Origin of the sequence: Klebsiella oxytoca (genome assembly GCF_009707385.1) — a bacterium.
GTDB classification, from domain to species: domain Bacteria; phylum Pseudomonadota; class Gammaproteobacteria; order Enterobacterales; family Enterobacteriaceae; genus Klebsiella; species Klebsiella oxytoca_C.
Genome location: NZ_CP046115.1, coordinates 233,355 through 256,473 on the forward strand (window position 1 = coordinate 233,355; position 23,119 = coordinate 256,473).

General features: G+C 54.3%; 21 protein-coding genes. 16 read left to right on the forward strand and 5 right to left on the reverse strand.

The window, feature by feature from the left end; translation table 11 throughout:
• Positions 1-201: 201 nt before the first annotated feature.
• Entirely contained in the window at positions 202-2,463 is a 2,262-nt protein-coding gene (gene metE, locus GJ746_RS01110) for a 5-methyltetrahydropteroyltriglutamate--homocysteine S-methyltransferase (RefSeq protein ID WP_154678563.1), read from the forward strand.
• Between the two features lie 153 nt (positions 2,464-2,616).
• Positions 2,617-3,306: a transporter substrate-binding domain-containing protein gene (locus GJ746_RS01115; protein ID WP_154682613.1), complete on the forward strand. Its 690-nt coding sequence runs from the start codon at positions 2,617-2,619 to the stop codon at positions 3,304-3,306.
• A gap of 3 nt (positions 3,307-3,309) precedes the next feature.
• On the opposite strand, the gene GJ746_RS01120 is transcribed toward GJ746_RS01115, so the two are convergent.
• Positions 3,310-4,122 carry a dienelactone hydrolase family protein gene (locus GJ746_RS01120; RefSeq protein WP_154678564.1) on the reverse strand — a complete coding sequence of 271 codons (813 nt, stop codon included), beginning with the start codon at positions 4,120-4,122 and terminating at the stop codon, positions 3,310-3,312.
• Between the two features lie 267 nt (positions 4,123-4,389).
• On the opposite strand from GJ746_RS01120, the gene udp reads away from it, so the two are divergent.
• From udp to tatD, 9 genes are all read left to right on the forward strand, one after another.
• The gene (gene udp / locus GJ746_RS01125; RefSeq protein ID WP_154678565.1) at positions 4,390-5,151 is read left to right on the forward strand and encodes a uridine phosphorylase; all 762 of its coding nucleotides are present in this window, start codon (positions 4,390-4,392) and stop codon (positions 5,149-5,151) included.
• A 138-nt stretch (positions 5,152-5,289) separates the two neighbouring features.
• A complete protein-coding gene (rmuC, locus tag GJ746_RS01130; RefSeq protein WP_154678566.1) occupies positions 5,290-6,738 on the forward strand; it encodes a DNA recombination protein RmuC in 1,449 nt (482 codons plus the stop codon).
• A 70-nt stretch (positions 6,739-6,808) separates the two neighbouring features.
• Complete coding sequence (gene ubiE, locus GJ746_RS01135) at positions 6,809-7,564, forward strand: bifunctional demethylmenaquinone methyltransferase/2-methoxy-6-polyprenyl-1,4-benzoquinol methylase UbiE (protein WP_004097585.1); 756 nt, start codon at positions 6,809-6,811, stop codon at positions 7,562-7,564.
• 13 nt (positions 7,565-7,577) lie between these two features.
• Positions 7,578-8,183 (forward strand): ubiquinone biosynthesis protein UbiJ, encoded by a 606-nt coding sequence (gene ubiJ / locus GJ746_RS01140; RefSeq protein ID WP_154678567.1) that lies wholly within the window; start codon positions 7,578-7,580, stop codon positions 8,181-8,183.
• Positions 8,180-9,820 (forward strand): ubiquinone biosynthesis regulatory protein kinase UbiB, encoded by a 1,641-nt coding sequence (gene ubiB, locus GJ746_RS01145; protein ID WP_154678568.1) that lies wholly within the window; start codon positions 8,180-8,182, stop codon positions 9,818-9,820. Before ubiJ ends, ubiB begins: the two co-directional genes overlap by 4 nt.
• A 155-nt stretch (positions 9,821-9,975) precedes the next feature.
• Complete coding sequence (gene tatA / locus GJ746_RS01150; protein WP_154678569.1) at positions 9,976-10,227, forward strand: Sec-independent protein translocase subunit TatA; 252 nt, start codon at positions 9,976-9,978, stop codon at positions 10,225-10,227.
• 3 nt (positions 10,228-10,230) lie between these two features.
• Entirely contained in the window at positions 10,231-10,770 is a 540-nt protein-coding gene (gene tatB / locus GJ746_RS01155; protein ID WP_154678570.1) for a Sec-independent protein translocase protein TatB, read from the forward strand.
• Positions 10,771-10,772: 2 nt separating this feature from the next.
• Complete coding sequence (gene tatC, locus GJ746_RS01160) at positions 10,773-11,546, forward strand: Sec-independent protein translocase subunit TatC (protein WP_154678571.1); 774 nt, start codon at positions 10,773-10,775, stop codon at positions 11,544-11,546.
• Between the two features lie 29 nt (positions 11,547-11,575).
• The gene (tatD, locus tag GJ746_RS01165; RefSeq protein WP_195908782.1) at positions 11,576-12,370 is read left to right on the forward strand and encodes a 3'-5' ssDNA/RNA exonuclease TatD; all 795 of its coding nucleotides are present in this window, start codon (positions 11,576-11,578) and stop codon (positions 12,368-12,370) included.
• Between the two features lie 6 nt (positions 12,371-12,376).
• On the opposite strand, the gene rfaH is transcribed toward tatD, so the two are convergent.
• Positions 12,377-12,865, reverse strand: coding sequence for a transcription/translation regulatory transformer protein RfaH (rfaH, locus tag GJ746_RS01170; RefSeq protein ID WP_154678572.1), 489 nt, complete (start codon positions 12,863-12,865; stop codon positions 12,377-12,379).
• A 177-nt stretch (positions 12,866-13,042) separates the two neighbouring features.
• Here rfaH and ubiD point away from each other — a divergent pair, with 177 nt between their 5' ends.
• Positions 13,043-14,512 carry a 4-hydroxy-3-polyprenylbenzoate decarboxylase gene (gene ubiD, locus GJ746_RS01175; protein WP_154678573.1) on the forward strand — a complete coding sequence of 490 codons (1,470 nt, stop codon included), beginning with the start codon at positions 13,043-13,045 and terminating at the stop codon, positions 14,510-14,512.
• Between the two features lie 54 nt (positions 14,513-14,566).
• Positions 14,567-15,268, forward strand: coding sequence for an NAD(P)H-flavin reductase (fre, locus tag GJ746_RS01180; protein ID WP_154678574.1), 702 nt, complete (start codon positions 14,567-14,569; stop codon positions 15,266-15,268).
• 43 nt (positions 15,269-15,311) lie between these two features.
• Here fre and GJ746_RS01185 read toward each other — a convergent pair whose 3' ends face one another.
• From GJ746_RS01185 to fadB, 3 genes are all read right to left on the reverse strand, one after another.
• Positions 15,312-15,518, reverse strand: a complete 207-nt coding sequence (locus tag GJ746_RS01185) for a hypothetical protein (RefSeq protein ID WP_227852733.1) — start codon at positions 15,516-15,518, stop codon at positions 15,312-15,314.
• Positions 15,519-16,121: 603 nt separating this feature from the next.
• On the reverse strand, positions 16,122-17,285 hold the full coding sequence (gene fadA / locus GJ746_RS01190; protein WP_154678576.1) for an acetyl-CoA C-acyltransferase FadA: 1,164 nt from the start codon (positions 17,283-17,285) through the stop codon (positions 16,122-16,124).
• A gap of 9 nt (positions 17,286-17,294) precedes the next feature.
• The gene (gene fadB / locus GJ746_RS01195) at positions 17,295-19,484 is read right to left on the reverse strand and encodes a fatty acid oxidation complex subunit alpha FadB (protein WP_154678577.1); all 2,190 of its coding nucleotides are present in this window, start codon (positions 19,482-19,484) and stop codon (positions 17,295-17,297) included.
• A 191-nt stretch (positions 19,485-19,675) separates the two neighbouring features.
• On the opposite strand from fadB, the gene pepQ reads away from it, so the two are divergent.
• Genes pepQ through trkH form a run of 3 tightly spaced genes read left to right on the forward strand, consistent with a single transcriptional unit; the run spans position 19,676 to position 23,114 of the window.
• Positions 19,676-21,007, forward strand: a complete 1,332-nt coding sequence (gene pepQ, locus GJ746_RS01200) for a Xaa-Pro dipeptidase (protein ID WP_154678578.1) — start codon at positions 19,676-19,678, stop codon at positions 21,005-21,007.
• Positions 21,007-21,621: an IMPACT family protein gene (locus GJ746_RS01205; RefSeq protein ID WP_154678579.1), complete on the forward strand. Its 615-nt coding sequence runs from the start codon at positions 21,007-21,009 to the stop codon at positions 21,619-21,621. The genes pepQ and GJ746_RS01205 overlap by 1 nt, the downstream gene beginning before the upstream one ends.
• Before the next feature lie 41 nt (positions 21,622-21,662).
• Positions 21,663-23,114, forward strand: coding sequence for a Trk system potassium transporter TrkH (gene trkH / locus GJ746_RS01210; protein ID WP_154678580.1), 1,452 nt, complete (start codon positions 21,663-21,665; stop codon positions 23,112-23,114).
• The last annotated feature ends 5 nt before the right edge of the window (positions 23,115-23,119 follow it).

The window sequence follows — 23,119 nt, forward strand, 5'->3', positions numbered from 1 at the left end:
GCGCTTGAGGAATATACAGTAACTGTCAATTATGGATGTGTAAACATCTGGACGTCTAAATCCTTTATCTTTCGAATTTATGGTGCGTTGGCTGCACTTCCTCACCCCAGTCACTTACTTCAGTAAGCTCCTGGGGATGAGCAAGTTTGCCGCCTTCCCTAAATCCGAAATCTTTCGGATTGCAATTATGAGGCTCAAAAAATGACAATTATTAACCACACCCTCGGTTTCCCTCGCGTTGGCCTGCGTCGCGAGCTAAAGAAAGCGCAAGAGAGCTACTGGGCGGGTAAGACCAGCCGCGAAGAGCTGCTGGCTGTCGGCCGCGAGCTGCGCGCTCGTCACTGGCAGCAGCAGAAGCAGGCCGGCGTTGACCTGCTGCCGGTAGGCGATTTCGCCTGGTACGACCATGTTCTGACTACCAGCTTGCTACTGGGCAACGTGCCGGCTCGTCATCAGAACAAAGACGGCTCCGTCGATATCGATACTTTGTTCCGCATTGGCCGCGGCCGTGCGCCGACCGGCGAACCGGCTGCGGCGGCGGAAATGACCAAATGGTTTAATACCAACTACCACTACATGGTGCCGGAATTCGTGAAAGGCCAGCAGTTTAAACTGAGCTGGAGACAGCTGCTGGATGAGGTGGACGAAGCGCTGGCGCTGGGCCACAAAGTGAAGCCCGTCCTGCTTGGGCCAGTCACCTATCTGTGGCTCGGTAAAGTAAAAGGTGAGCCGTTCGATCGTCTGAGCCTGCTGAACGATATTCTGCCGGTTTATCGGCAGGTACTGGCAGAGCTGGCAAAACGCGGCATTGAGTGGGTACAGATTGATGAACCTGCGCTGGTGCTTGAGCTGCCGCAGGCGTGGCTGGAGGCTTTCAAACCGGCTTATGAGGCGCTTAACGGCGAGGTTAAGCTGCTGCTGACCACCTACTTTGAAGGCATTACCGATAACCTCGACACCATTACCGCGCTGCCGGTGCAGGGTTTGCATGTGGATCTGGTCCATGGCCAGGATGATGTCGCCGAACTGCATAAGCGCCTGCCTGCCGACTGGCTGCTCTCCGCGGGCCTGATCAACGGTCGCAACGTCTGGCGCGCCGATCTGAGCGAAAAATACGCGCAGGTTAAAGGGATTGTCGGCAAACGCGAGCTGTGGGTCGCCTCTTCCTGCTCCCTGCTGCACAGCCCGATCGATTTGAGCGTGGAAACGCGGCTTGATGCCGAAGTGAAGAGCTGGTTTGCCTTCGCCCTGCAAAAATGCCAGGAACTGGCGCTGCTGCGCGATGCGCTGAACAGCGGCGTTACCGCTGCGATTGCCGAATGGAGCGCGCCGATCCAGGCCCGTCGCCATTCAACCCGCGTACATAACGCGGCGGTAGAGCAACGCCTGGCGGCGATCACCGCTCAGGACAGCCAGCGCACGAGCGCCTACGAGGTTCGCGCAGCCGCCCAGCGAGCGCGCTTTAAGCTTCCGGCCTGGCCGACCACCACCATCGGTTCATTCCCGCAGACCACTGAGATCCGCGGCCTGCGTCTGGATTTCAAAAAGGGTAATCTCGACGCTAACCGCTACCGTACCGGCATCGCTGAACATATTAAGCAGGCGATCGTTGAGCAGGAGCGGCTGGGGCTGGACGTGCTGGTTCATGGTGAAGCCGAGCGTAACGATATGGTAGAATACTTCGGCGAACATCTGGACGGCTTTATTTTCACGCAAAACGGCTGGGTGCAGAGCTACGGTTCCCGCTGTGTTAAGCCGCCGGTGGTGATTGGTGACGTCAGCCGCCCGGAGGCGATCACCGTTGAGTGGGCAAAATACGCCCAGTCGCTGACCGATAAACCGGTAAAAGGCATGTTGACCGGCCCGGTGACCATTCTCTGCTGGTCCTTTCCGCGTGAAGATGTCAGCCGTGAAACCATTGCGAAGCAGATAGCCCTTGCGCTGCGCGATGAAGTGGCCGATCTGGAAGCGGCCGGTATTGGCATTATCCAGATTGACGAACCGGCGCTGCGCGAAGGCCTGCCGCTGAAGCGCAGCGATTGGGATGCTTACCTGGCGTGGGGCGTGGAAGCTTTTCGTATCAACGCTGCGGTGGCGAAAGACGACACGCAGATCCACACCCACATGTGTTATTGCGAGTTCAACGACATCATGGACTCCATCGCCGCGCTGGATGCCGATGTGATCACCATCGAAACCTCGCGTTCTGATATGGAGCTGCTGGAGTCGTTTGAAGAGTTCGACTACCCGAATGAAATCGGGCCGGGAGTGTACGATATTCATTCGCCAAACGTCCCGAGCGTCGAGTGGATAGAAGCGTTGCTGAAGAAGGCCGCGCAGCGTATTCCGGCAGAGCGCCTGTGGGTAAACCCGGACTGCGGTCTGAAAACGCGCGGCTGGCCGGAAACCCGCGCCGCGCTGGCCAATATGGTCAAAGCTGCGCAGAACCTACGCCAGGCCTGATGGAGAGTGGTGGGAAGGGGTAAACAGAAGAGCATTAAGAACGTCTAACCAACAAGTCGCGATCCTGTGTCTTGAGTTTGCCCAGGAAGGATCTCTTTAGCTACAGTTAAGCGTTTCCTGAATCGGGCGAATGTCGCTCTTCGGAGGTAAATGATGACTAAATATAACGATCGAAAGGGATATTTGCGTTTTGCCATTAACCTGGGCAACCCGGTTCTCGCGACACTTCTGCCGGATGGCTCTCCGGGAGGGATAACCGTTGAGCTGGCGAACAAGCTGGCGGCAGAGAGTCAACGTGAGGCACGATTTGTCACCTGGCCGACTGCCGGGCAGGTGGTTGATGCGGCGTTACGGGATCAATGGGATATCGCTTTTCTGGCTATCGACCCGGCGCGGGAAGATAAGCTTCGCTTCACGCCGCCCTACATCACTATCGAAAGTTCGCTGATGGTTAAAAAAGCCAGCAAGATCCAGTCGGTTCAGGAGATGGATCGGGAGGGTGTAGTGATTAACGTTGGTAAAGGTGCGGCCTACGAGCTGTATCTGATTCGCACGCTAAAACATGCGACGATGCGCCAGTACGCTACCTCTCAGGAAGCTATTCAGGCATTCATCAACGGCGAAGGCGATATGGCTGCCGGCATTCGCCAGCCTCTGGAGAAAGCGGCGCAGGAAAATCCGCAGTTTCGCGTTCTGCCCGACAGCTTCAGCCAGATACAACAGGCGGTATGCGTGCCGCGCAACGCGCCGCAGCACTATGAGTTTATTTGCCGCTACCTGTCTTCATGGATAGCGGACGGGACTATTGCCGGGATGGTCAGCCGCCATCTCGGCAATAGCTGATCTTTAGCCGCGCTTACCGCCATACTGGGCAAACCACGCCAGCATTCGCTGCCAGCCGTCTTTCGCCGATTCTTCATGATAGCTGGCGCGATAGTCAGCGTTAAAGGCGTGGTCGGCCTGGGGATAGACCACGATTTCCGCCGTGGCGTTGGCCGCACGCAGCGCCTGGCGCATGGTTTCTATTGTGTCCTGTGGAATACTGTCATCTTTTGCGCCATAAAGCCCTAACACTGGCGCGTTCAGATCGACGGCAATGTCGACCGGATGCTTGGGTGAATTCAGCGTTTTTTCACCAACCAGCCTGCCGTACCAGGCGACAGCCGCTTTTAGCTGCGGATTGTGCGCGGCGTAGAGCCAGGTAATACGTCCACCCCAGCAGAAGCCGGTAATGAGCAGGCGATGGGCATCACCGCCGTGTCGGGCGGCCCAGCTGGCGACATGATCGAGGTCGGCCAGGACCTGAGAGTCTGGCACTGTTTTGACCAGTCCCTGGAACAGGGAAGGAATGTCGCTGTAATCATTAGGATCGCCCTGGCGGAAGTACAGCTCTGGCGCGACAGCCAGATATCCCTCCTTCGCCAGACGGCGGCATATGTCGCGAATATGTTCATGCACGCCGAAAATTTCCTGGACTACGATAACCACCGGCAGAGGTCCGTCAACGTTGCCCGGACGGGCATGAAATGCCGGCATGTTATCTCCCTGAGAGGGGATTGATGTCTCTCCGGAGATGATGTTCTCATCTGATGTGTGAACGGCAGTTGAGGCGTGCGGCGTGGCTGCAGGTGCGAAGCCGGTTTGCTTAATTGTCGTCATGGTATTCTCCGTACCCTTAATGTATTAGCGCAGCAATAACTATAGCTGCTCTGGACAGGACGTTAACAAAACACAGTGCCCGAAACAGGCTATCTTTTGTTCAGAGTTCGGCGATTTAACTTATTAATGTGATTTTTATCACTATTTAATGGAAAGTCATTGCAATGAGTTTCATTCATGGTGACTGTAGTCACAAAATAAAGGCGACAGCTTCTGTAAAGTACCGTTTTGCTTCTGCTGACAATTCGACCCACAGAGGAGTTTCTTATGTCCAAGTCTGATGTTTTTCATCTCGGCCTCACCAAAAACGATTTACAAGGGGCTACGCTGGCTATCGTCCCTGGCGATCCGGAGCGTGTGGAAAAGATCGCCGCGCTGATGGATAAGCCGGTTAAACTGGCATCTCATCGAGAATTCACTACCTGGCGCGCTGAGCTGGATGGTAAAGCAGTGATTGTCTGCTCTACCGGTATCGGCGGCCCATCGACTTCTATCGCCGTGGAAGAGCTGGCCCAGCTGGGCATCCGTACCTTCCTGCGTATTGGTACCACCGGCGCTATTCAACCGCACATTAATGTTGGCGATGTACTGGTGACGACGGCATCGGTTCGCCTTGACGGCGCCAGTCTGCACTTTGCGCCAATGGAGTTCCCGGCGGTGGCTGATTTTGAATGTACAACCGCGCTGGTTGAAGCGGCGAAATCTATCGGCGCTACCACCCATATCGGCGTTACCGCTTCTTCTGACACCTTCTATCCGGGCCAGGAACGTTACGACACTTTCTCCGGTCGCGTGGTTAGGCGCTTTAAAGGTTCAATGGAAGAGTGGCAGTCGATGGGCGTGATGAACTATGAAATGGAATCCGCCACCCTGCTGACCATGTGCGCCAGCCAGGGCCTGCGCGCCGGTATGGTTGCCGGGGTTATTGTAAACCGTACCCAGCAGGAAATTCCGAACGCGGAAACCATGAAGCAAACCGAAAGCCACGCGGTGAAAATCGTCGTGGAAGCGGCGCGCCGCCTGCTGTAATTATTCTCTCTTCGTATAAGGGTCGGATTCTCCGGCCCTTCTTTTTTGCGTAGCGCCTCGCAGGAAAACCCTTTCCAACTGGACGTTTGTACAGCACAATTCTATTTTGTGCCGTAAGTCGTTGCCGCAGGGGGCGTTGTGGATATCTCAATTGTTATAAGTGCCGTTGTGGCGCTGGCCATAGGTCTGATCGTCGGCTGGCTGGCAACTAAAGCGCATGCCGATCAAATTCGCGCCGATCTCATCGAAGAGCGGCGCGAACTGGATATTGAGCTGAGCGCCACCCGCCAACGCCTGGTACAGGAGTCCCACTGGCGCGAAGAGTGTGAACTGCTCAACAACGAGCTGCGCAGTCTGCGCGATATTAACGCCTCGCTGGAAGCCGATCTCCGCGAAGTGACCACCCGTCTTGAATCCACTCAGCTGCACGCTGAAGATAAAATCCGCCAGATGGTTAACAGCGAACAGCGGCTTAGCGAGCAGTTTGAGAACCTGGCAAACCGTATTTTTGAGCACAGTAATCGCCGGGTGGACGAGCAGAACCGCCAGAGCCTGCACGGGCTGCTGACGCCGCTTCGCGAGCAGCTGGATGGCTTTCGCCGCCAGGTACAGGATAGCTTTGGCCAGGAAGCGCGTGAGCGCCATACTCTGGCCCATGAAATCCGCAATCTTCAGCAGCTAAATGCGCAGATGGCCCAGGAAGCGCTAAATCTGACCCGCGCGCTCAAAGGCGATAACAAAACCCAGGGCAACTGGGGCGAGGTGGTGTTGACCCGCGTACTGGAAGCATCAGGGCTGCGGGAGGGCCATGAGTATCAAACCCAGGTGAGCATTGAAACGGAAAACCGTTCGCGGATGCAGCCTGATGTGATTGTCCGTTTACCGCAGGGGAAAGATGTAGTTATCGATGCCAAGATGACCCTGGTAGCTTATGAGCGTTACTTCAACGCAGATGATGACTACACCTGTGAAGCGGCGCTGCAGGAGCATATTGCTTCCGTGCGCAACCATATGCGTTTGCTGGGGCGTAAAGACTATCAGCAGCTACCGGGCTTACGCTCGCTGGACTACGTTTTGATGTTTATTCCGGTAGAGCCGGCTTTTCTGCTGGCCATCGATCGTCAGCCGGAGCTAATTAGCGAAGCGTTGAAGAACAACATCATGCTGGTGAGTCCGACCACGCTGCTGGTGGCGCTGCGAACTATCGCCAATCTCTGGCGCTATGAGCACCAGAGCCGTAACGCGCAAAAAATTGCCGAAAGAGCGGGGCGGCTGTACGACAAGATGCGTTTGTTTGTCGACGATATGTCCGCTATTGGTCAGGGCCTCGATAAAGCTCAGGATAATTACCGTCAGGCAATGAAAAAGCTCGTCTCCGGGCGCGGTAATCTGCTGGTACAGGCGGAATCGTTCCGCGGCCTCGGCGTAGAGGTTAAACGTGGAATTAATCCTGACCTGGTTGAACAGGCAACGGCACAGGATGAGGAATACTTGCTTGCGAACGATGATAACCAACCAGAAGATAACGGTTTTTCGTCCGATAGCGCGGCGACTACCGCGTATGACAACCGCCCTCAACCGCGTTGAAGCGTATGGGAAGTGCGCTAAACCTGTTACACTCAACGAACATTTTCTTGATAAGCAAGCAGGCATTGAGATGGTTGAGGATTCACAAGAAACGACGCATTTTGGCTTTCAGACTGTCGCCAAAGAGCAGAAGGCTGACATGGTGGCGCATGTATTTCATTCTGTGGCCGCAAAATATGACGTAATGAACGACCTGATGTCGTTCGGTATTCATCGTTTGTGGAAGCGTTTCACCATCGATTGCAGCGGTGTGCGCCGTGGGCAAACCGTGTTGGATCTGGCTGGTGGTACTGGCGATCTGACGGCGAAATTCTCTCGCCTGGTGGGTGAAACCGGCCGCGTGATGCTGGCGGATATCAACGACTCGATGCTGAAAATGGGCCGTGAGAAGCTGCGCAACATTGGTATCGTTGGCAACGTGGAATACGTCCAGGCTAACGCTGAAGCGCTGCCTTTTGCGGACAATACCTTTGATTGCATTACTATTTCTTTTGGTCTGCGTAACGTGACTGATAAAGAAAAAGCGCTGCGTTCCATGTATCGCGTACTAAAACCCGGTGGCCGCCTGCTGGTGCTGGAATTCTCCAAACCAATTATTGAGCCGCTCAGCAAAGCCTACGATGCCTATTCTTTCCATATTCTGCCGCGCGTGGGTGAACTCGTGGCGAAAGATGCCGAAAGCTATCGCTATCTTGCAGAATCTATCCGAATGCACCCCGATCAGGACACCCTGAAAGGTATGATGCAGGACGCAGGCTTTGAAAGCGTCGACTACTACAACCTGACGGCAGGCATCGTTGCTCTACACCGTGGTTACAAGTTCTGACAGGAGGGACGCTATGCCTTTCAAACCACTGGTTACCGCCGGTATTGAGACGGTCCTGAACGCTTTCCTCTGGCGGGATCGGGCGCTTAAACCCGCCCGCCAGCGTCTGCTGGGGAAAGTGCTGCGCGTCGAGTTGCAGGAGCTTTCCGAGCCGGTAGTGCTGGTTTTTAGCGAGCGCCAGGTGGATGTGCTGGGCGCGTGGGAAGGTGAGGCTGATTGCACCGTGCGTACCCGCCTTAGCGTGCTTCCGCAGTTGCGCAATCGTCAGCAGCTTACTGCGTTGATTCGCAGCGGCGATCTTGAAGTACAGGGCGACCTGCAGGTAGTGCAAAATACCGTCACGCTCTGCGATCTGGCGGAGTTCGATCCGGCTGAACTACTGGCCCCGTATGCCGGCGATGTGGTTGCGGAAGGTTTCAGTAAAGTATTCCGCAGCGGCACCCGCTTTCTTGTGCATGGCGCTCGGCGTCAGCAGCGCTATGTCGCGGAAGCGATTACCGAAGAATGGCGTCTGGCGCCGGGTCCGTTGGAGCTGGCCTGGTTTGCTGAGGAAACCGCTGCCGTGGAACGAACCCTGATGGCGCTGGAAAAACGGCTGGAAACGCTGGAGGGCAAATGACGCCAGGAGAATTACGGCGCCTGTATTTCATCATCCACACCTTTTTGAGCTATGGGCTTGATGAGCTCATCCCTAAAATGCGCATTACGCTGCCGCTGCGGATCTGGCGGCGAATGCTGTTCTGGATGCCAAACCGCCATAAGAGCCGACCGCTGGGCGAGAGACTACGCCTTGCACTGCAGGAACTGGGGCCGGTATGGATTAAGTTTGGTCAGATGCTCTCGACCCGTCGTGACCTCTTTCCGCCCCACATTGCCGATCAGCTGGCCATGTTGCAGGATCGCGTCGCACCTTTTGACGGTCTGCAGGCAAAAAAGCAAATAGAGCAAGCTATGGGCGGTCTGCCGGTAGAAGCCTGGTTTGATGATTTCTCCGTTGAACCGCTCGCTTCCGCTTCCATCGCCCAGGTTCATACCGCGCGCCTGAAAGAGAACGGTAAAGAGGTGGTCATTAAGGTGATCCGCCCGGATATCATGCCCATTATCAAAGCGGATATGAAGCTTATCTACCGCCTTGCTCGCTGGGTGCCGCGTCTGCTGCCGGACGGCCGCCGCCTTCGTCCGCAGGAAGTGGTTCGCGAATATGAAAAAACGCTGCTGGATGAGCTCAACCTGCTGCGTGAATCGGCTAACGCTATTCAGCTTCGACGCAATTTTGAAGATAGCCCGATGCTGTATGTCCCTGAAGTCTACTCGGACTACTGCAGCGAAGGCATGATGGTAATGGAGCGAATTTACGGGATCCCGGTTTCCGACGTCGCCGCACTTGAGGCGCAGGGAACCAATATGAAGCTGCTGGCCGAGCGCGGCGTACAGGTCTTCTTCACCCAGGTTTTCCGCGACAGTTTCTTCCATGCCGATATGCATCCTGGCAATATTTTTGTCAGCTATAACCATCCGGAGGATCCGCAGTACATCGGCATTGACTGTGGTATTGTCGGCTCGCTGAATAAAGAAGATAAGCGTTATCTGGCGGAAAACTTCATTGCTTTCTTCAACCGCGATTACCGTAAAGTTGCGGAACTGCACGTCGATTCCGGCTGGGTACCCGCGGATACGAATGTTGAAGAGTTTGAATTCGCTATTCGTACCGTCTGTGAGCCTATTTTTGAAAAGCCGCTGGCGGAAATCTCGTTTGGTCATGTTTTGCTGAACCTGTTCAACACCGCGCGACGCTTCAATATGGAAGTGCAGCCGCAGCTGGTTCTGCTGCAGAAGACATTACTTTACGTAGAAGGAGTAGGTCGCCAGCTCTATCCTCAGTTAGACTTGTGGAAAACGGCGAAACCGTTTCTTGAGTCGTGGATTAAAGAGCAGGTCGGCATTCCGGCTCTGGTGCGTGCGTTTAAAGAAAAAGCGCCGTTCTGGATTGAGAGAATGCCGGAAATACCGGAGCTGGTGTACCAGAGCCTGCAGCAAAGTAAGCAGCTGCAGAATAGCGTTGATACCATTGTGCGGGACATCCATGTACGAAACGTGCGTCAGGGCCAATCCCGCTATCTTTTTGGTATAGGCGCGGTTTTATTGCTGAGTGGTACGCTGTTGTTTATCCACCGCCCGGAGTGGGGCTTGATGCCGGGCTGGCTGATGGCCGCTGGCGTCGTAACCTGGCTTATCGGTTGGCGAAAGACTAACTGATAGCCGTCGCCTTTATCACTGCGCATTACGTGTAGACATATATAATTCAGGTTTCATCAAGGCGGCAAGCAAGCGCAGCCAACGCATATGCAACTTGAAGTATGACTGTATATAATGCGTCCTAATAATTCATCATCTGTCATAGGGGAATGTGTATGGGTGGTATCAGTATTTGGCAGTTACTCATTGTTGTCGTCATCGTGGTTCTGCTTTTTGGGACAAAAAAGCTGAGCTCGCTCGGTTCGGACTTAGGGGCGTCAATTAAAGGCTTTAAAAAGGCCATGAGCGATGATGATAAACCGGAAAAATCCGCACCGGATGCAGATTTCGCGGCGAAGACTCTTGCCGACAAGCCGGATGAAGCAAATAAAGACGAGACTAAACGTCACGACAAAGAGCAGGTGTAATTCGTGTTCGATATCGGTTTTAGTGAGCTGCTGCTGGTATTCGTGATTGGCCTTATCGTTTTGGGGCCACAGCGACTACCGGTTGCGGTAAAAACGGTAGTTAGCTGGATCCGTACGCTGCGGTCTCTGGCTGCTACCGTGCAAAATGAAATAACGCAGGAATTAAAACTGCAGGAGTTTCAGGAAAGCCTTAAAAAGGTGGAAAAAGCCAGCCTGGATAATCTGACGCCGGAGCTAAAAGCTTCAATGGATGAGCTACGGGAAGCGGCGGAATCTATGAAACGCTCTTATTCAGTCCACGATCCTGAAAAAGCCAGCGATGAAGCCAACACCATTCATAACCCGGTTGTAAAAGGGAGTGAAGAGCAGCGCAAGGACGTGACGCCCGCAACGGCTGAACATCAGGCCAGCGCGCCGGCTTATGCTCCTGAAAACGTAGCTGAAGAGTTCCCCGCTTCGCAGACTGATATTCCGGCAGCGAAAGCAAAAGTTGCCGTGCCAGTTTCTGAGCCCTCCTCCCCTGTATCGAGTGATAAACAGTAAAAATGGCCGTAGATGATACTCAACCGCTAATTGCGCATCTGATCGAGCTGCGCAAGCGCTTGATCAACAGCATGCTTGCTATTCTGGTGATCTTCCTGGCATTGGTGTATTTCGCCAACGATATCTATCAGCTGGTCTCCGCACCGCTTATTCGGCAGATGCCGGTAGGTGCGACGATGATCGCTACGGATGTGGCCTCACCTTTCTTCACTCCGATCAAGCTGACGTTCATGGTATCGATAATTTTGTCGGTGCCGGTTATTTTGTATCAGGTATGGGCCTTTGTGGCGCCTGCGCTGTACAAACATGAACGTCGGCTGGTTATGCCGCTGCTGGTATCCAGTACCCTGCTGTTCTACATCGGTATGGCTTTTGCTTACTTTGTGGTTTTCCCGCTGGCGTTTGGTTTTCTGACCCACGCGGCGCCGGAGGGCGTACAGGTCTCTACTGATATACGCAGCTACCTTGACTTCGTCATGGCGCTGTTTATCGCATTTGGCGTCTCGTTCGAGGTCCCCGTGGCGATCGTGCTGCTGTGCTGGATGGGCGTAACAACTCCGGACGATCTGCGCAAGAAGCGTCCTTATGTGCTGGTTGGCGCATTCGTTGTCGGGATGCTGCTGACGCCGCCGGATGTGTTCTCGCAAACCCTGCTGGCGATTCCGATGTACTGTCTGTTTGAGGTCGGAGTCTTCTTTGCGCGATTCTACTCCGGTAAACGTCTGACGCGTGACGAGGATGCCGCAGCCGAAGAGGCGCAGGGCAAAGAAGAATAAGCTCAACCGCCCGTCAGGGCGGTTGTTGTATGGGGGTGATGATGTTTGATATTGGCGTAAATCTGACCAGTTCTCAGTTTTCACGCGATCGCGATGAGGTTGTTTCCCGTGCTCAGGCGGCGGGAGTCTCCGGAATGCTGTTAACGGGTACCAACCTGCATGAAAGCGCTCAGGCGCAGAAGATGGCGCGCCGTTATTCCGGATGCTGGTCAACCGTCGGAGTGCATCCCCATGACAGCAGCAGCTGGAACGACTCTGTCGCAGCAGAGATTTATACGCTGGCCCGTGAACCAGAGGTCGTTGCGGTGGGTGAGTGCGGGCTGGATTTTAATCGCAACTTTTCAACGCCTCAGGAACAAGAAGCGGCGTTCAGTGCCCAGCTGGCGCTGGCTGCGGAACTGTCGATGCCGGTATTTTTGCATTGCCGCGATGCGCACGAGCGCTTCCTGGATCTGCTTATCCCCTGGCTTGATAAACTCCCCGGAGCCGTGGTGCACTGCTTTACGGGTAGCCGCGAAGAGATGCGCGAATGCGTGGACCACGGTCTATATATTGGCATTACCGGCTGGGTATGCGATGAGCGTCGGGGGCTGGCGCTGCGAGAATTACTGGGCGATATCCCGGCCGAACGCCTGCTGATTGAGACCGATGCGCCGTATTTGCTACCGCGGGACATGCATCCAAAACCCTCTTCCCGCCGTAATGAGCCTGTGTATTTACCGCATATACTGACCAGTATCGCGCAATGGCGTGGGGAAGAGGCACAGTGGCTGGAAGAGGTTACTGATGCTAACGTCAGAAGACTCTTTGACGTGCGCTTTTAAGCGCCGTCAGATTTTATAAAAGTCAGTATTTTTAACGCTCTGTAGTACCTGCTTGTTAAGCAGGTTCAGCAGCAGCATCGAGCGGGCTTCACCATCCGGTTCGGTGAAGATAGCCTGCAGACCTTCGAACGCGCCATCGGTTATCAGCACGCTGTCGCCTTCATGCGGCGTCTCCGGGTCGGTAATACCTTCCGGTTTATAGATGGAGAGCTGATGGATGACGGTGGATGGTACGATAGCGGGCATCGCGCCGAAGCGCACAAAGCTGTTCACACCGCGCGTTGCGCTGATGGTTGTGGTATGAATCACTTCCGGATCGAACTCGATAAATAGATAGTTTGGGAACAGGGGCTCGCTAACCATCGCGCGTTTACCGCGGACGATTTTTTCCAGTTCGATCGTTGGCATCAGGCAATTAACCGCCTGCCGTTCGAGATGTTCCTGGGCGCGTTCGAGCTGCCCACGTTTGCAATAAAGTAAGTACCAGGCTTGCATAATGACTCTTTCCAATGCTACTTGCTGCAAGCATAACAAAAGCCCGGTACGATCGCGAAATCATTGCGGGTGAAAACAAAATTTCGGCGTTCTTTCACGCTAATTTAACAAAAATACAGCATAGCTCCGGCGAACGCCGTATAATCAGCCGCCTGTATAGAGGTCAATAACAACTCCATGAAATACCACGATCTACGCGAATTTCTGACATTACTGGAGCAGCAGGGGGAATTGAAACGGATTTCCCTGCCGGTCGATCCTCACCTGGAAATTACCGAAATTGCCGACCGTACTTTGCGTGCCGGCGGGCCGGCCTTGCTCTTTGAAAATCCTAAGGGCTACTCCATGCCGGTGTTATGTAATCTCTTCGGCACGCCGCGGCGAGTTGCGCTGGGGATGGGGCAGGAGGATGTCAGTTCTTTGCGCGAAGTGGGTAAGCTTCTGGCGTTTCTGAAAGAGCCGGAGCCGCCAAAGGGTTTCCGCGATCTGTTTGATAAGCTGCCGCAGTTTAAACAGGTACTGAATATGCCGACGAAGCGTCTGCGCGGAGCGCCATGTCAGCAGAAAATTATTCAGGGCGACGATGTTGATTTATCCCGCATTCCCATCATGACCTGCTGGCCGGAAGATGCCGCGCCGCTTATCACGTGGGGGCTGACGGTCACTCGTGGCCCGCATAAAGAGCGGCAAAATTTGGGTATTTATCGCCAGCAGTTGATTGGCAAGAATAAGCTGATTATGCGCTGGCTATCGCATCGCGGCGGCGCGCTGGACTTTCAGGAGTGGTGCGCAGCGCATCCTGGCGAGCGTTTCCCGGTCTCCGTCGCGCTGGGAGCCGATCCGGCAACGATCCTCGGCGCGGTGACGCCGGTTCCGGATACTCTCTCCGAATATGCATTTGCCGGGCTGCTACGCGGAACCAAAACCGAAGTCGTGAAGTGTATCTCGAACGATCTTGAAGTGCCTGCCAGCGCGGAAATCGTACTGGAAGGGTATATTGAGGCCGGGGAAATGGCACCGGAAGGGCCCTATGGCGACCATACTGGCTACTACAATGAAGTGGATAACTTCCCGGTCTTTACCGTTACGCACATTACCCAGCGTGAAGATGCGATTTATCACTCGACCTATACCGGACGCCCGCCTGATGAGCCTGCGGTGCTGGGAGTTGCGCTGAACGAAGTGTTCGTCCCCATTTTGCAAAAGCAGTTTCCTGAAATTGTTGATTTCTATTTGCCGCCTGAAGGTTGCTCCTACCGCATGGCAGTGGTCACTATGAAGAAACAATACGCCGGACATGCTAAACGCGTCATGATGGGCGTCTGGTCGTTCCTCCGTCAGTTCATGTACACCAAGTTTGTGATTGTTTGCGATGATGATGTCAACGCACGCGACTGGAATGACGTGATTTGGGCGATTACTACCCGTATGGACCCGGCGCGTGATACGGTACTGGTAGAAAATACGCCAATTGATTATCTGGATTTTGCCTCGCCGGTTTCCGGCTTGGGTTCAAAAATGGGGCTGGATGCCACAAATAAATGGCCTGGTGAGACCCAGCGCGAGTGGGGTCGTCCGATTAAGAAAGATCCCGAGGTGACGGCGCGCGTTGACGCCATCTGGGATGAGCTGGCCATCTTCAAATAACAGTAAGCGGGGCTACGCCGCTGTTTTGCACAATAGACCCGACAGAGGGGACGCATGACAACCTTAAGCTGTAAAGTGACCTCGGTGGAGGCGATTACCGATACTGTGTATCGCGTTCGATTAGTGCCGGAAGCGGCGTTTTCCTTCCGTGCTGGTCAGTATCTGATGGTCGTGATGGACGAGCGCGATAAACGCCCATTCTCTATGGCTTCTATGCCGTCGGAACAGGAGTTTATCGAACTGCATATCGGTGCATCTGAACTTAACCTGTATGCGATGGCGGTGATGGATCGTATTCTGAAAGAGCGCGAAATCGTGGTCGATATGCCGCATGGCGAAGCCTGGCTGCGCGAAGATGAAGAACGTCCGCTGATTTTAATCGCCGGAGGAACGGGCTTCTCTTACGTCCGCTCGATTCTGCTTACCGCCCTGGCGCGCAATCCGAACCGCGATATTGCCATCTACTGGGGCGGACGCGAAGCGAAGCATCTCTATGATTTGGCAGAGCTGGAAGCGTTGAGCGTGCAGCATCCAGGTTTACGCGTGGAGCCCGTTGTTGAGCAGCCTGAAGCCGAATGGCGCGGTCGTAGCGGAACGGTGCTCACGGCGGTTCTGCAGGATTACGGTTCTCTGGGCGAGCATGATATTTATATTGCTGGCCGCTTCGAAATGGCGAAAATTGCCCGGGATCTGTTCTGCAACGAGCGCGGAGCACGAGAAGATCGCCTGTTTGGCGATGCCTTTGCGTTTATCTGATAGCCGCCCTGAAAGCATTCGGGTTTTGGCCCGGATGCTATTTTTATCGGGAATCGCTGAAGTAAACGTACAGCGGACGATCGTTTTCCAGTAAACAGAGCATTTTACCCTCGATATTCCCTTCTTTTTCCAGCGTGGCGGTCAGCTGCGTCGCGATATGCTGGCTGCCTACCTGTTCATCGTATCGTTCGATATTAATATCGGTGATAGCCAGGTGCTTTAGGCGATCGCTTGCAGGATTCTGCGTCATTTTACTGATGCCCCATGAATGGCATGACTGAGCGATATCCCGTTCACCAGCGAGTGCAGCGGCAGAAAATATAGTTAGCAGGAAAATGATTGATGGTATTCTCATAACTCGTTATTATCCTTAATAATTATTGCGTACGTAGCGATAATAACTGAATAGCAGAAATAAAAAACCCGCCCCTGACAGGCGGGAAGAACGGCAACTAAACCCTCTCTCTTCGCCATTGTCACCATAACTGCGTTGGCTGCGTTCATTCACCCGAATCACTTACTATATGTAAGCTCATCGGGATTTATTCACTTGCCGCCTTGTTCTGGCACCAATGGCTTTGAGATGACTCTTCGATTCGCCATTGTCACCATCGCTGCGTTGGCTGCGTTCATTCACCCGAAGCACTTACTATATTTAAGCCCATCGGGAGTCATTTACTTGCCGCCTTGTTCTGGCACCAATGGCTTTGAGACGACTCTTCGATTCGCCATTGTCACCAAAACTGCGTTGGCTGCGTTCATTCACCCGAAGCACTTACTATATGTAAGCTCATCGGGATTTATTCACTTGCCGCTTTGTTCTGGCACCAATGGCTTTGAGATAACTCTTTGATTAAACCCGCTCGAATACCGTCGCGATGCCCTGACCTAAACCAATACACATGGTCGCCAGACCAAACTGCGCATCTTTGCGTTCCATTTGATTGATCAACGTGGTGCTAATGCGCGCGCCGGAACAGCCGAGCGGATGACCCAGGGCGATCGCGCCGCCGTTAAGGTTGATCTTCTCGTCTATCTGCTCCATCAGTCCCAGATCTTTAATACACGGCAGGATCTGAGCGGCAAATGCCTCGTTCATCTCGAATACGTCAATATCGCTGGTCGAGAGACCGGCCTTTTTCAGCGCCAGTTTTGACGCTGGAACCGGGCCATAGCCCATAATTGACGGATCGCAGCCGACTACCGCCATTGAACGCACGCGAGCGCGAGGCTTCAGACCCAGCTCGCGGGCGCGGCTTTCGCTCATTAACAGCATCGCTGCGGCGCCATCCGAAAGCGCAGAAGAGGTTCCCGCCGTCACGGTACCGGTGACGGGATCGAACGCTGGCCTTAGCGCGGCCAGCGCTTCTACCGTCGTTTCCGGGCGAATAACTTCATCATAGTTGTATGATTTCAGCACGCCATCGGCATCGTGACCGCCGGTCGGGATAATCTCTGTCTTGAACGCGCCGGATTGGGTAGCGGCCCAGGCGCGAGCGTGTGAGCGGGCCGCGAACTGATCCTGCATTTCCCGGCTGATGCCGTGCAGGCGAGCCAGCATTTCTGCCGTCAGTCCCATCATGCCGGCGGCTTTAGCGACGTTGCGGCTCAGTCCCGGATGGAAATCCACGCCGTGACTCATCGGGACGTGGCCCATATGCTCAACGCCGCCAATCAGGCAGACGCTGGCATCGCCGGTCATGATCATGCGCGTCGCATCGTGAAGCGCCTGCATGGAAGAACCGCATAGCCGATTGACCGTATTAGCAGGTACCGAATGGGGGATTTCCGCCAGCAGCGCCGCGTTGCGGGCAATGTTGAAGCCCTGCTCAAGGGTTTGCTGAACGCAGCCCCAGTAAATATCGTCAATCGCGCTAGCCTCAAGAGACGGATTGCGCGAAAGCAGGCTACGCATCAGGTGTGCGGAGAGATCCTCCGCACGCACGTGGCGAAAAGCGCCGCCCTTCGAACGGCCCATCGGGGTACGAACTGCATCGACAATGACAACCTGTTCCATTGTGACTCCTTAAGCCGTTTTCAGCTCGCCTGGCGCACGGGCAGGCTCAACCGGTGGATAGTACGCTTCGTTATGACGTGCCTTGCTGGCCAGACCTTCCGGCACTGCATATAACGGGCCCAGGTGCTGATACTGCTGCGCCATATCGAGATATTTTGCGCTGCCGAGCGTATCCAGCCAGCGGAACGCGCCGCCGTGGAACGGAGGGAAGCCGAGACCGTAAACCAGCGCCATATCGGCTTCCGCCGGGCTGGCAATGATGCCCTCTTCGAGACAGCGCACCACTTCGTTGACCATCGGGATCATCATGCGCGCGATAATCTCTTCATCGCTGAAATCGCGTTTCGGCTGACTGACTTCTGCCAGCAGGCTATCGACTGCGGCATCCTCTTCTTTCTTCGGCTTGCCTTTGCTGTCTTCTTTATAACGCCAGAAGCCAAGACCGTTTTTCTGGCCGAAGCGGTTGGCGTCGAACAGAGAATCGATCGCGTCGCGGTAATCTTTTTGCATACGCTGCGGGAAGCCCGCTGCCATGACCGCCTGCGCGTGATGGGCGGTATCGATGCCAACGACGTCAAGCAGGTAGGCCGGGCCCATCGGCCAGCCAAACTGTTTCTCCATCACTTTATCGACTTTGCGGAAGTCCGCGCCGTCGCGCAGCAGCTGGCTAAAACCGGCGAAGTAGGGAAACAGCACGCGGTTTACAAAGAAACCGGGACAGTCGTTGACCACAATCGGCGTTTTACCCATTTTGCTGGCCCAGGCAACGACTTTGGCGATGGTTTCATCCGAGCTTTTTTCACCGCGAATGATTTCCACCAGCGGCATCCGGTGCACCGGGTTAAAAAAGTGCATGCCGCAGAAATTTTCCGGGCGCTTCAGCACGCTGGCCAGCTCGCTGATGGGAATGGTGGAGGTATTCGATGCCAGTACGGTATCTGGACGTACTTTATCTTCCGTTTCCACCAGCACCGCTTTTTTCACGTTCGGATTCTCAACCACGGCTTCGACCACCACGTCTACCCGCTCAAAGCCAGCGTAATCCAGGGTCGGCTGAATAGTGGCAATGACGCCAGCCATCTTGAGACCGTCGATTTTGCCGCGCTCAAGCTGTTTATTCAGCAGTTTTGCAGCTTCTGACATGCCGAGGGTCAGCGATTTGTCGTTGATATCTTTCATGACCACCGGCACGCCTTTCCACGCCGATTGATAAGCAATGCCGCCACCCATAATTCCGGCGCCCAGCACGGCTGCGCGTTTTGGCGTTTCGACGCCTTTAGTCAGCTTCTTCGCTTTTGCTTTGATGTACTGATCGTTGAGGAAGATACCTACCAGCGCTCGCGCCTCGTTGGTGTGCGCCAGCGGGACAAAGCTTTTGTTTTCCAGATTCAACGCTTCTTCGCGGCCAAAACGTGCTGCAGCCTCGATGGTTTTAACGGCGGTAAGCGGGGCCGGATAATGTTTCCCGGCAGTTTGCGCGACCATCCCTTTAGCGATGGTAAAGCTCATTGTCGCTTCAATTTTGCTCAGGTGAAGGGGCTCCAGTTTCGGCTGGCGCTTCGCCTTCCAGTCCAGGTCACCGTTGATGGCCTGACGCAGAATGGCTACCGCGCCGCCGACCAATTTCTCCTGCGCCACCACGCCGTCGATAAGGCCAATTTTTAATGCTTGCTCAGCGCCAACGTCCTTACCTGCGGCGATGATTTCCAGCGCGCTATCCGCGCCAAGCATCCTCGGCATACGTACCGATCCGCCGAATCCCGGCATAATGCCGAGCTTTGTCTCGGGGAGTCCAATACGCAGGTCCGGCGTCGCCAGACGGTAATCGGTCGCCAGCACGCATTCGCAGCCGCCGCCCAGCGCGTAGCCGTTAACTGCGGAAATAGTGGGAACCGGCAAATCTTCCAGGCGATTAAACACGCTATTCGCGAAATGCAGCCACTGGCTTAGCTGTTCTTCGGGAACCAGGAACAGAGAAAGAAATTCGGTGATATCCGCGCCAACGATAAAGGCCGCTTTCTCAGAGCGCAGCAGCAGCCCTTTAAGATCTTTTTGTTTTTCGAGTACGTCCAGCGCTTCACCGAGGCTGGCTACGGTTGCGGTATCGAGCTTATTGACCGAGCCGGGGGCATCAAATACCAGTTCGGCAATGCCGTCTTCCCGCCAGTCGAGGTACAGGGTGTCGCCTTTGTAGAGCATGTCAGTCTCCTGAATCCAGCAATATGATCTGGTCATACCAGATGAGACGGAGTGTGGAATTTATGTTAAGAAATTGCAAATGAGTCTTTAAATAAATGCTGGTCGGATCACATCCGCCAGAGATCACCTCGTCTGAGGTCAATGTGCTAAGATGCGAAGTATCACGATCCAATAAAATCAAAGGATAAAAGATGGAATCCCTGGCCGGTCTCTATAAAAATCATATTGTTACTCTACAAGAACGTACCCGCGATGTGCTGGCCCGTTTTAAGCTGGATGCACTGCTGATTCACTCCGGTGAACTGGTCAACGTCTTTCTTGACGATCATCCTTATCCGTTCAAGGTCAACCCACAGTTCAAAGCCTGGGTACCGGTTACCCAGGTGCCTAACTGTTGGTTACTGGTAGATGGCGTCAATAAACCGAAACTGTGGTTCTATCTGCCGGTTGATTACTGGCATAACGTGGAACCGCTGCCGACTTCTTTCTGGACTGAGGAAGTAGAAGTTATCGCTCTGCCGAAAGCGGATGGCATCGGTAGCCAGCTACCTGCCGCGCGCGGCAATATCGCTTACATCGGGCCGGTACCGGAACGTGCATTAGGTTTAGACATTGCGGCAGAAAAGATTAACCCGAAGGGAGTTATCGATTATCTGCATTACTATCGCTCCTGGAAAACCGACTATGAGCTTGCCTGTATGCGCGAAGCGCAGAAGTCAGCGGTTAACGGCCATCAGGCCGCTCATGAAGCGTTTCTTTCCGGGATGAGCGAGTTTGATATCAATCAGGCCTATCTGACCGCTACCGGCCATCGTGACACCGATGTACCGTACAGCAATATTGTGGCGTTGAACGAGCATGCCTCTGTGCTGCATTACACGAAGCTGGATCATCGCGCGCCTGCGGAGATGCGTAGTTTCCTGTTGGATGCGGGCGCGGAATATAACGGTTATGCTGCCGACCTGACCCGTACCTGGGCGGCGAATAGCGATAATGACTATGCTCAGCTGGTTAAAGACGTTAATGATGAACAGCTGGCGCTGATCGACACCATAAAGGCGGGCGTGAGCTACGTGGATTATCATGTTCAGTTCCATCATCGCATCGCCAAACTGCTGCGTAAGCATCAGATAGTCAAAGATATGAGCGAAGAAGCGATGGTTGAAAACGACCTGACCGGGCCGTTTATGCCGCACGGTATTGGTCACCCCTTAGGTCTGCAGGTTCATGACGTTGCCGGTTTTATGCAGGATGATACCGGTACTCACCTGGCCGCGCCGGCAAAATATCCTTACCTGCGCTGCACGCGCGTTCTGCAGCCGCGTATGGTGTTGACGATTGAACCAGGAATCTATTTTATCGAATCGCTGCTGGCGCCGTGGCGTGAAGGTCAGTTCAGTAAACACTTCAACTGGCAGAAAATTGAAGCGTTGAAGCCGTTTGGCGGCATTCGTATTGAAGATAATGTCGTGATCCACGAAAACAGTATCGAAAATATGACGCGCGATCTAAAACTGGCGTAATGGAAAGCTGGTTGATACCGGCAGCGCCGGTCACCTTTGTTGAAGAGATCAAAAAGAGCCGCTTTATCACGCTGTTGGCGCATACCGACGGCGTAGCGGCGGCGAAGGCGTTTGTCGAGTCAGTCAGGGCAGAGCATCCGGATGCGCGTCACCACTGCGTGGCGTGGGTCGCAGGGCCACCGGATGATTCACAGCAGCTGGGTTTTTCCGATGATGGTGAACCGGCGGGGACGGCCGGAAAGCCGATGTTGGCGCAACTGATGGGCAGCGGTGTCGGCGAGATAACCGCTGTCGTTGTGCGTTATTACGGTGGTATTCTGCTGGGCACCGGCGGCCTGGTAAAAGCGTACGGTGGCGGTGTTCATCAGGCGCTTGCGCAGCTTACAACACAGCGCAAGACGCCGCTGACCGCATATACTTTGCAGTGTGAATACGGGCAGTTGGCCGGGATTGAAACGCTGCTAGCTCAGTTCTCAGGAATAATTGTCGAAAGCGAATATCAGGCCTCTGTTCAGCTGCGCGTGGCGCTTCCTCAGGCTGAAGTGGCGAAATTTTCAGCAAGGCTGGCTGATTTTAGTCGCGGTTCGTTGCAATTACTGAAGATTGACGAATAATCCCCACCTGATTTTTTTGCATATCAAAGGAAGCGCCAGAGATGCATTTTCGCGCGATAACCCGAATCGTTGGACTGTTGGTCATTTTGTTTTCGGGAACCATGATCCTGCCGGGATTAATAGCTCTTATATATCGCGATGGTGCGGGACGGGCGTTTACCCAGACTTTTTTTGTCGCGCTGGCGATTGGTTCGCTTCTGTGGTGGCCTAACCGTCGTGAGAAGGGTGAACTTAAATCTCGCGAAGGATTTCTCATTGTGGTTCTTTTCTGGACCGTACTGGGTAGTGTGGGGGCATTGCCGTTTATCTTTGCGGAGCAGCCGAACCTGACGATCACGGATGCGTTCTTTGAGTCCTTTTCGGGTTTGACCACGACAGGGGCCACCACGCTGGTCGGTCTCGATTCGTTACCTCATGCTATTCTTTTCTATCGGCAGATGCTGCAATGGTTTGGTGGGATGGGGATCATCGTACTGGCGGTAGCAATACTTCCGATTCTGGGCGTCGGGGGGATGCAGCTATACAGGGCCGAAATGCCCGGACCTCTGAAAGATAATAAGATGCGGCCGCGAATTGCTGAGACCGCGAAAACGTTGTGGCTTATCTATGTTTTGCTGACGGTAGCCTGCGCGCTGGCGCTGTGGTTTGCGGGAATGCCGGCGTTTGATGCCATCGGCCACAGCTTCTCTACTATCGCGATTGGTGGATTCTCTACTCATGATGCCAGCGTGGGCTACTTCAATAGCCCAACGATTAACTCCATTATTGCGATTTTCCTGCTGATTTCTGGTTGTAACTACGGCCTGCACTTTTCATTACTCAGCGGACGTAGCCTGAAAGTGTACTGGCGAGACCCTGAATTCCGTATGTTTATCGGCGTACAGTTAACGCTGGTGGTGGTATGTACCCTGGTGCTGTGGCTGCATGACGTATATAGCTCTGCGGTCATGACGGTCAACCAGGCGTTTTTCCAGGTCGTATCGATGGCGACAACCGCAGGCTTCACTACCGACAGCATTGCGCGCTGGCCGCTATTCTTACCGGTCCTTCTGCTATGTTCGGCTTTTATCGGCGGCTGCGCCGGGTCGACCGGCGGTGGTTTGAAGGTTATCCGTATCCTGCTGCTGTTCAAGCAAGGTAACCGCGAGCTTAAACGTCTGGTTCACCCTAATGCGGTATACAGTATTAAACTGGGGAATCGTGCGCTGCCGGAACGTATCCTGGAAGCCGTATGGGGATTCTTCTCCGCTTATGCTCTGGTATTTATCATCAGTATGCTGGCGATTATTGCCACCGGCGTGGATGATTTCTCGGCCTTTGCTTCAGTTGTCGCGACGCTGAATAACCTTGGGCCGGGGCTGGGCGTTGTGGCTGATAACTTCGCCACAATGAACCCTGTCGCAAAATGGATCTTGATTGCTAATATGCTGTTTGGTCGTCTGGAAGTGTTCACCTTACTGGTGCTATTTACTCCGACTTTCTGGCGCGAATAACAGGA

Excerpts from the sequence above, each read along its gene's own strand:
- metE (WP_154678563.1), top strand. The coding sequence starts at position 202 with ATGACAATTATTAACCACACCCTCGGTTTCCCTCGCGTTGGCCTGCGT.
- GJ746_RS01115 (WP_154682613.1), top strand. The coding sequence starts at position 2,617 with ATGACTAAATATAACGATCGAAAGGGATATTTGCGTTTTGCCATTAAC.
- GJ746_RS01120 (WP_154678564.1), bottom strand. The coding sequence starts at position 4,122 with ATGACGACAATTAAGCAAACCGGCTTCGCACCTGCAGCCACGCCGCAC.
- udp (WP_154678565.1), top strand. The coding sequence starts at position 4,390 with ATGTCCAAGTCTGATGTTTTTCATCTCGGCCTCACCAAAAACGATTTA.
- ubiE (WP_004097585.1), top strand. The coding sequence starts at position 6,809 with ATGGTTGAGGATTCACAAGAAACGACGCATTTTGGCTTTCAGACTGTC.
- ubiJ (WP_154678567.1), top strand. The coding sequence starts at position 7,578 with ATGCCTTTCAAACCACTGGTTACCGCCGGTATTGAGACGGTCCTGAAC.
- ubiB (WP_154678568.1), top strand. The coding sequence starts at position 8,180 with ATGACGCCAGGAGAATTACGGCGCCTGTATTTCATCATCCACACCTTT.
- tatA (WP_154678569.1), top strand. The coding sequence starts at position 9,976 with ATGGGTGGTATCAGTATTTGGCAGTTACTCATTGTTGTCGTCATCGTG.
- tatC (WP_154678571.1), top strand. The coding sequence starts at position 10,773 with ATGGCCGTAGATGATACTCAACCGCTAATTGCGCATCTGATCGAGCTG.
- tatD (WP_195908782.1), top strand. The coding sequence starts at position 11,576 with ATGGGGGTGATGATGTTTGATATTGGCGTAAATCTGACCAGTTCTCAG.
- rfaH (WP_154678572.1), bottom strand. The coding sequence starts at position 12,865 with ATGCAAGCCTGGTACTTACTTTATTGCAAACGTGGGCAGCTCGAACGC.
- ubiD (WP_154678573.1), top strand. The coding sequence starts at position 13,043 with ATGAAATACCACGATCTACGCGAATTTCTGACATTACTGGAGCAGCAG.
- fre (WP_154678574.1), top strand. The coding sequence starts at position 14,567 with ATGACAACCTTAAGCTGTAAAGTGACCTCGGTGGAGGCGATTACCGAT.
- GJ746_RS01185 (WP_227852733.1), bottom strand. The coding sequence starts at position 15,518 with ATGACGCAGAATCCTGCAAGCGATCGCCTAAAGCACCTGGCTATCACC.
- fadA (WP_154678576.1), bottom strand. The coding sequence starts at position 17,285 with ATGGAACAGGTTGTCATTGTCGATGCAGTTCGTACCCCGATGGGCCGT.
- fadB (WP_154678577.1), bottom strand. The coding sequence starts at position 19,484 with ATGCTCTACAAAGGCGACACCCTGTACCTCGACTGGCGGGAAGACGGC.
- pepQ (WP_154678578.1), top strand. The coding sequence starts at position 19,676 with ATGGAATCCCTGGCCGGTCTCTATAAAAATCATATTGTTACTCTACAA.
- GJ746_RS01205 (WP_154678579.1), top strand. The coding sequence starts at position 21,007 with ATGGAAAGCTGGTTGATACCGGCAGCGCCGGTCACCTTTGTTGAAGAG.
- trkH (WP_154678580.1), top strand. The coding sequence starts at position 21,663 with ATGCATTTTCGCGCGATAACCCGAATCGTTGGACTGTTGGTCATTTTG.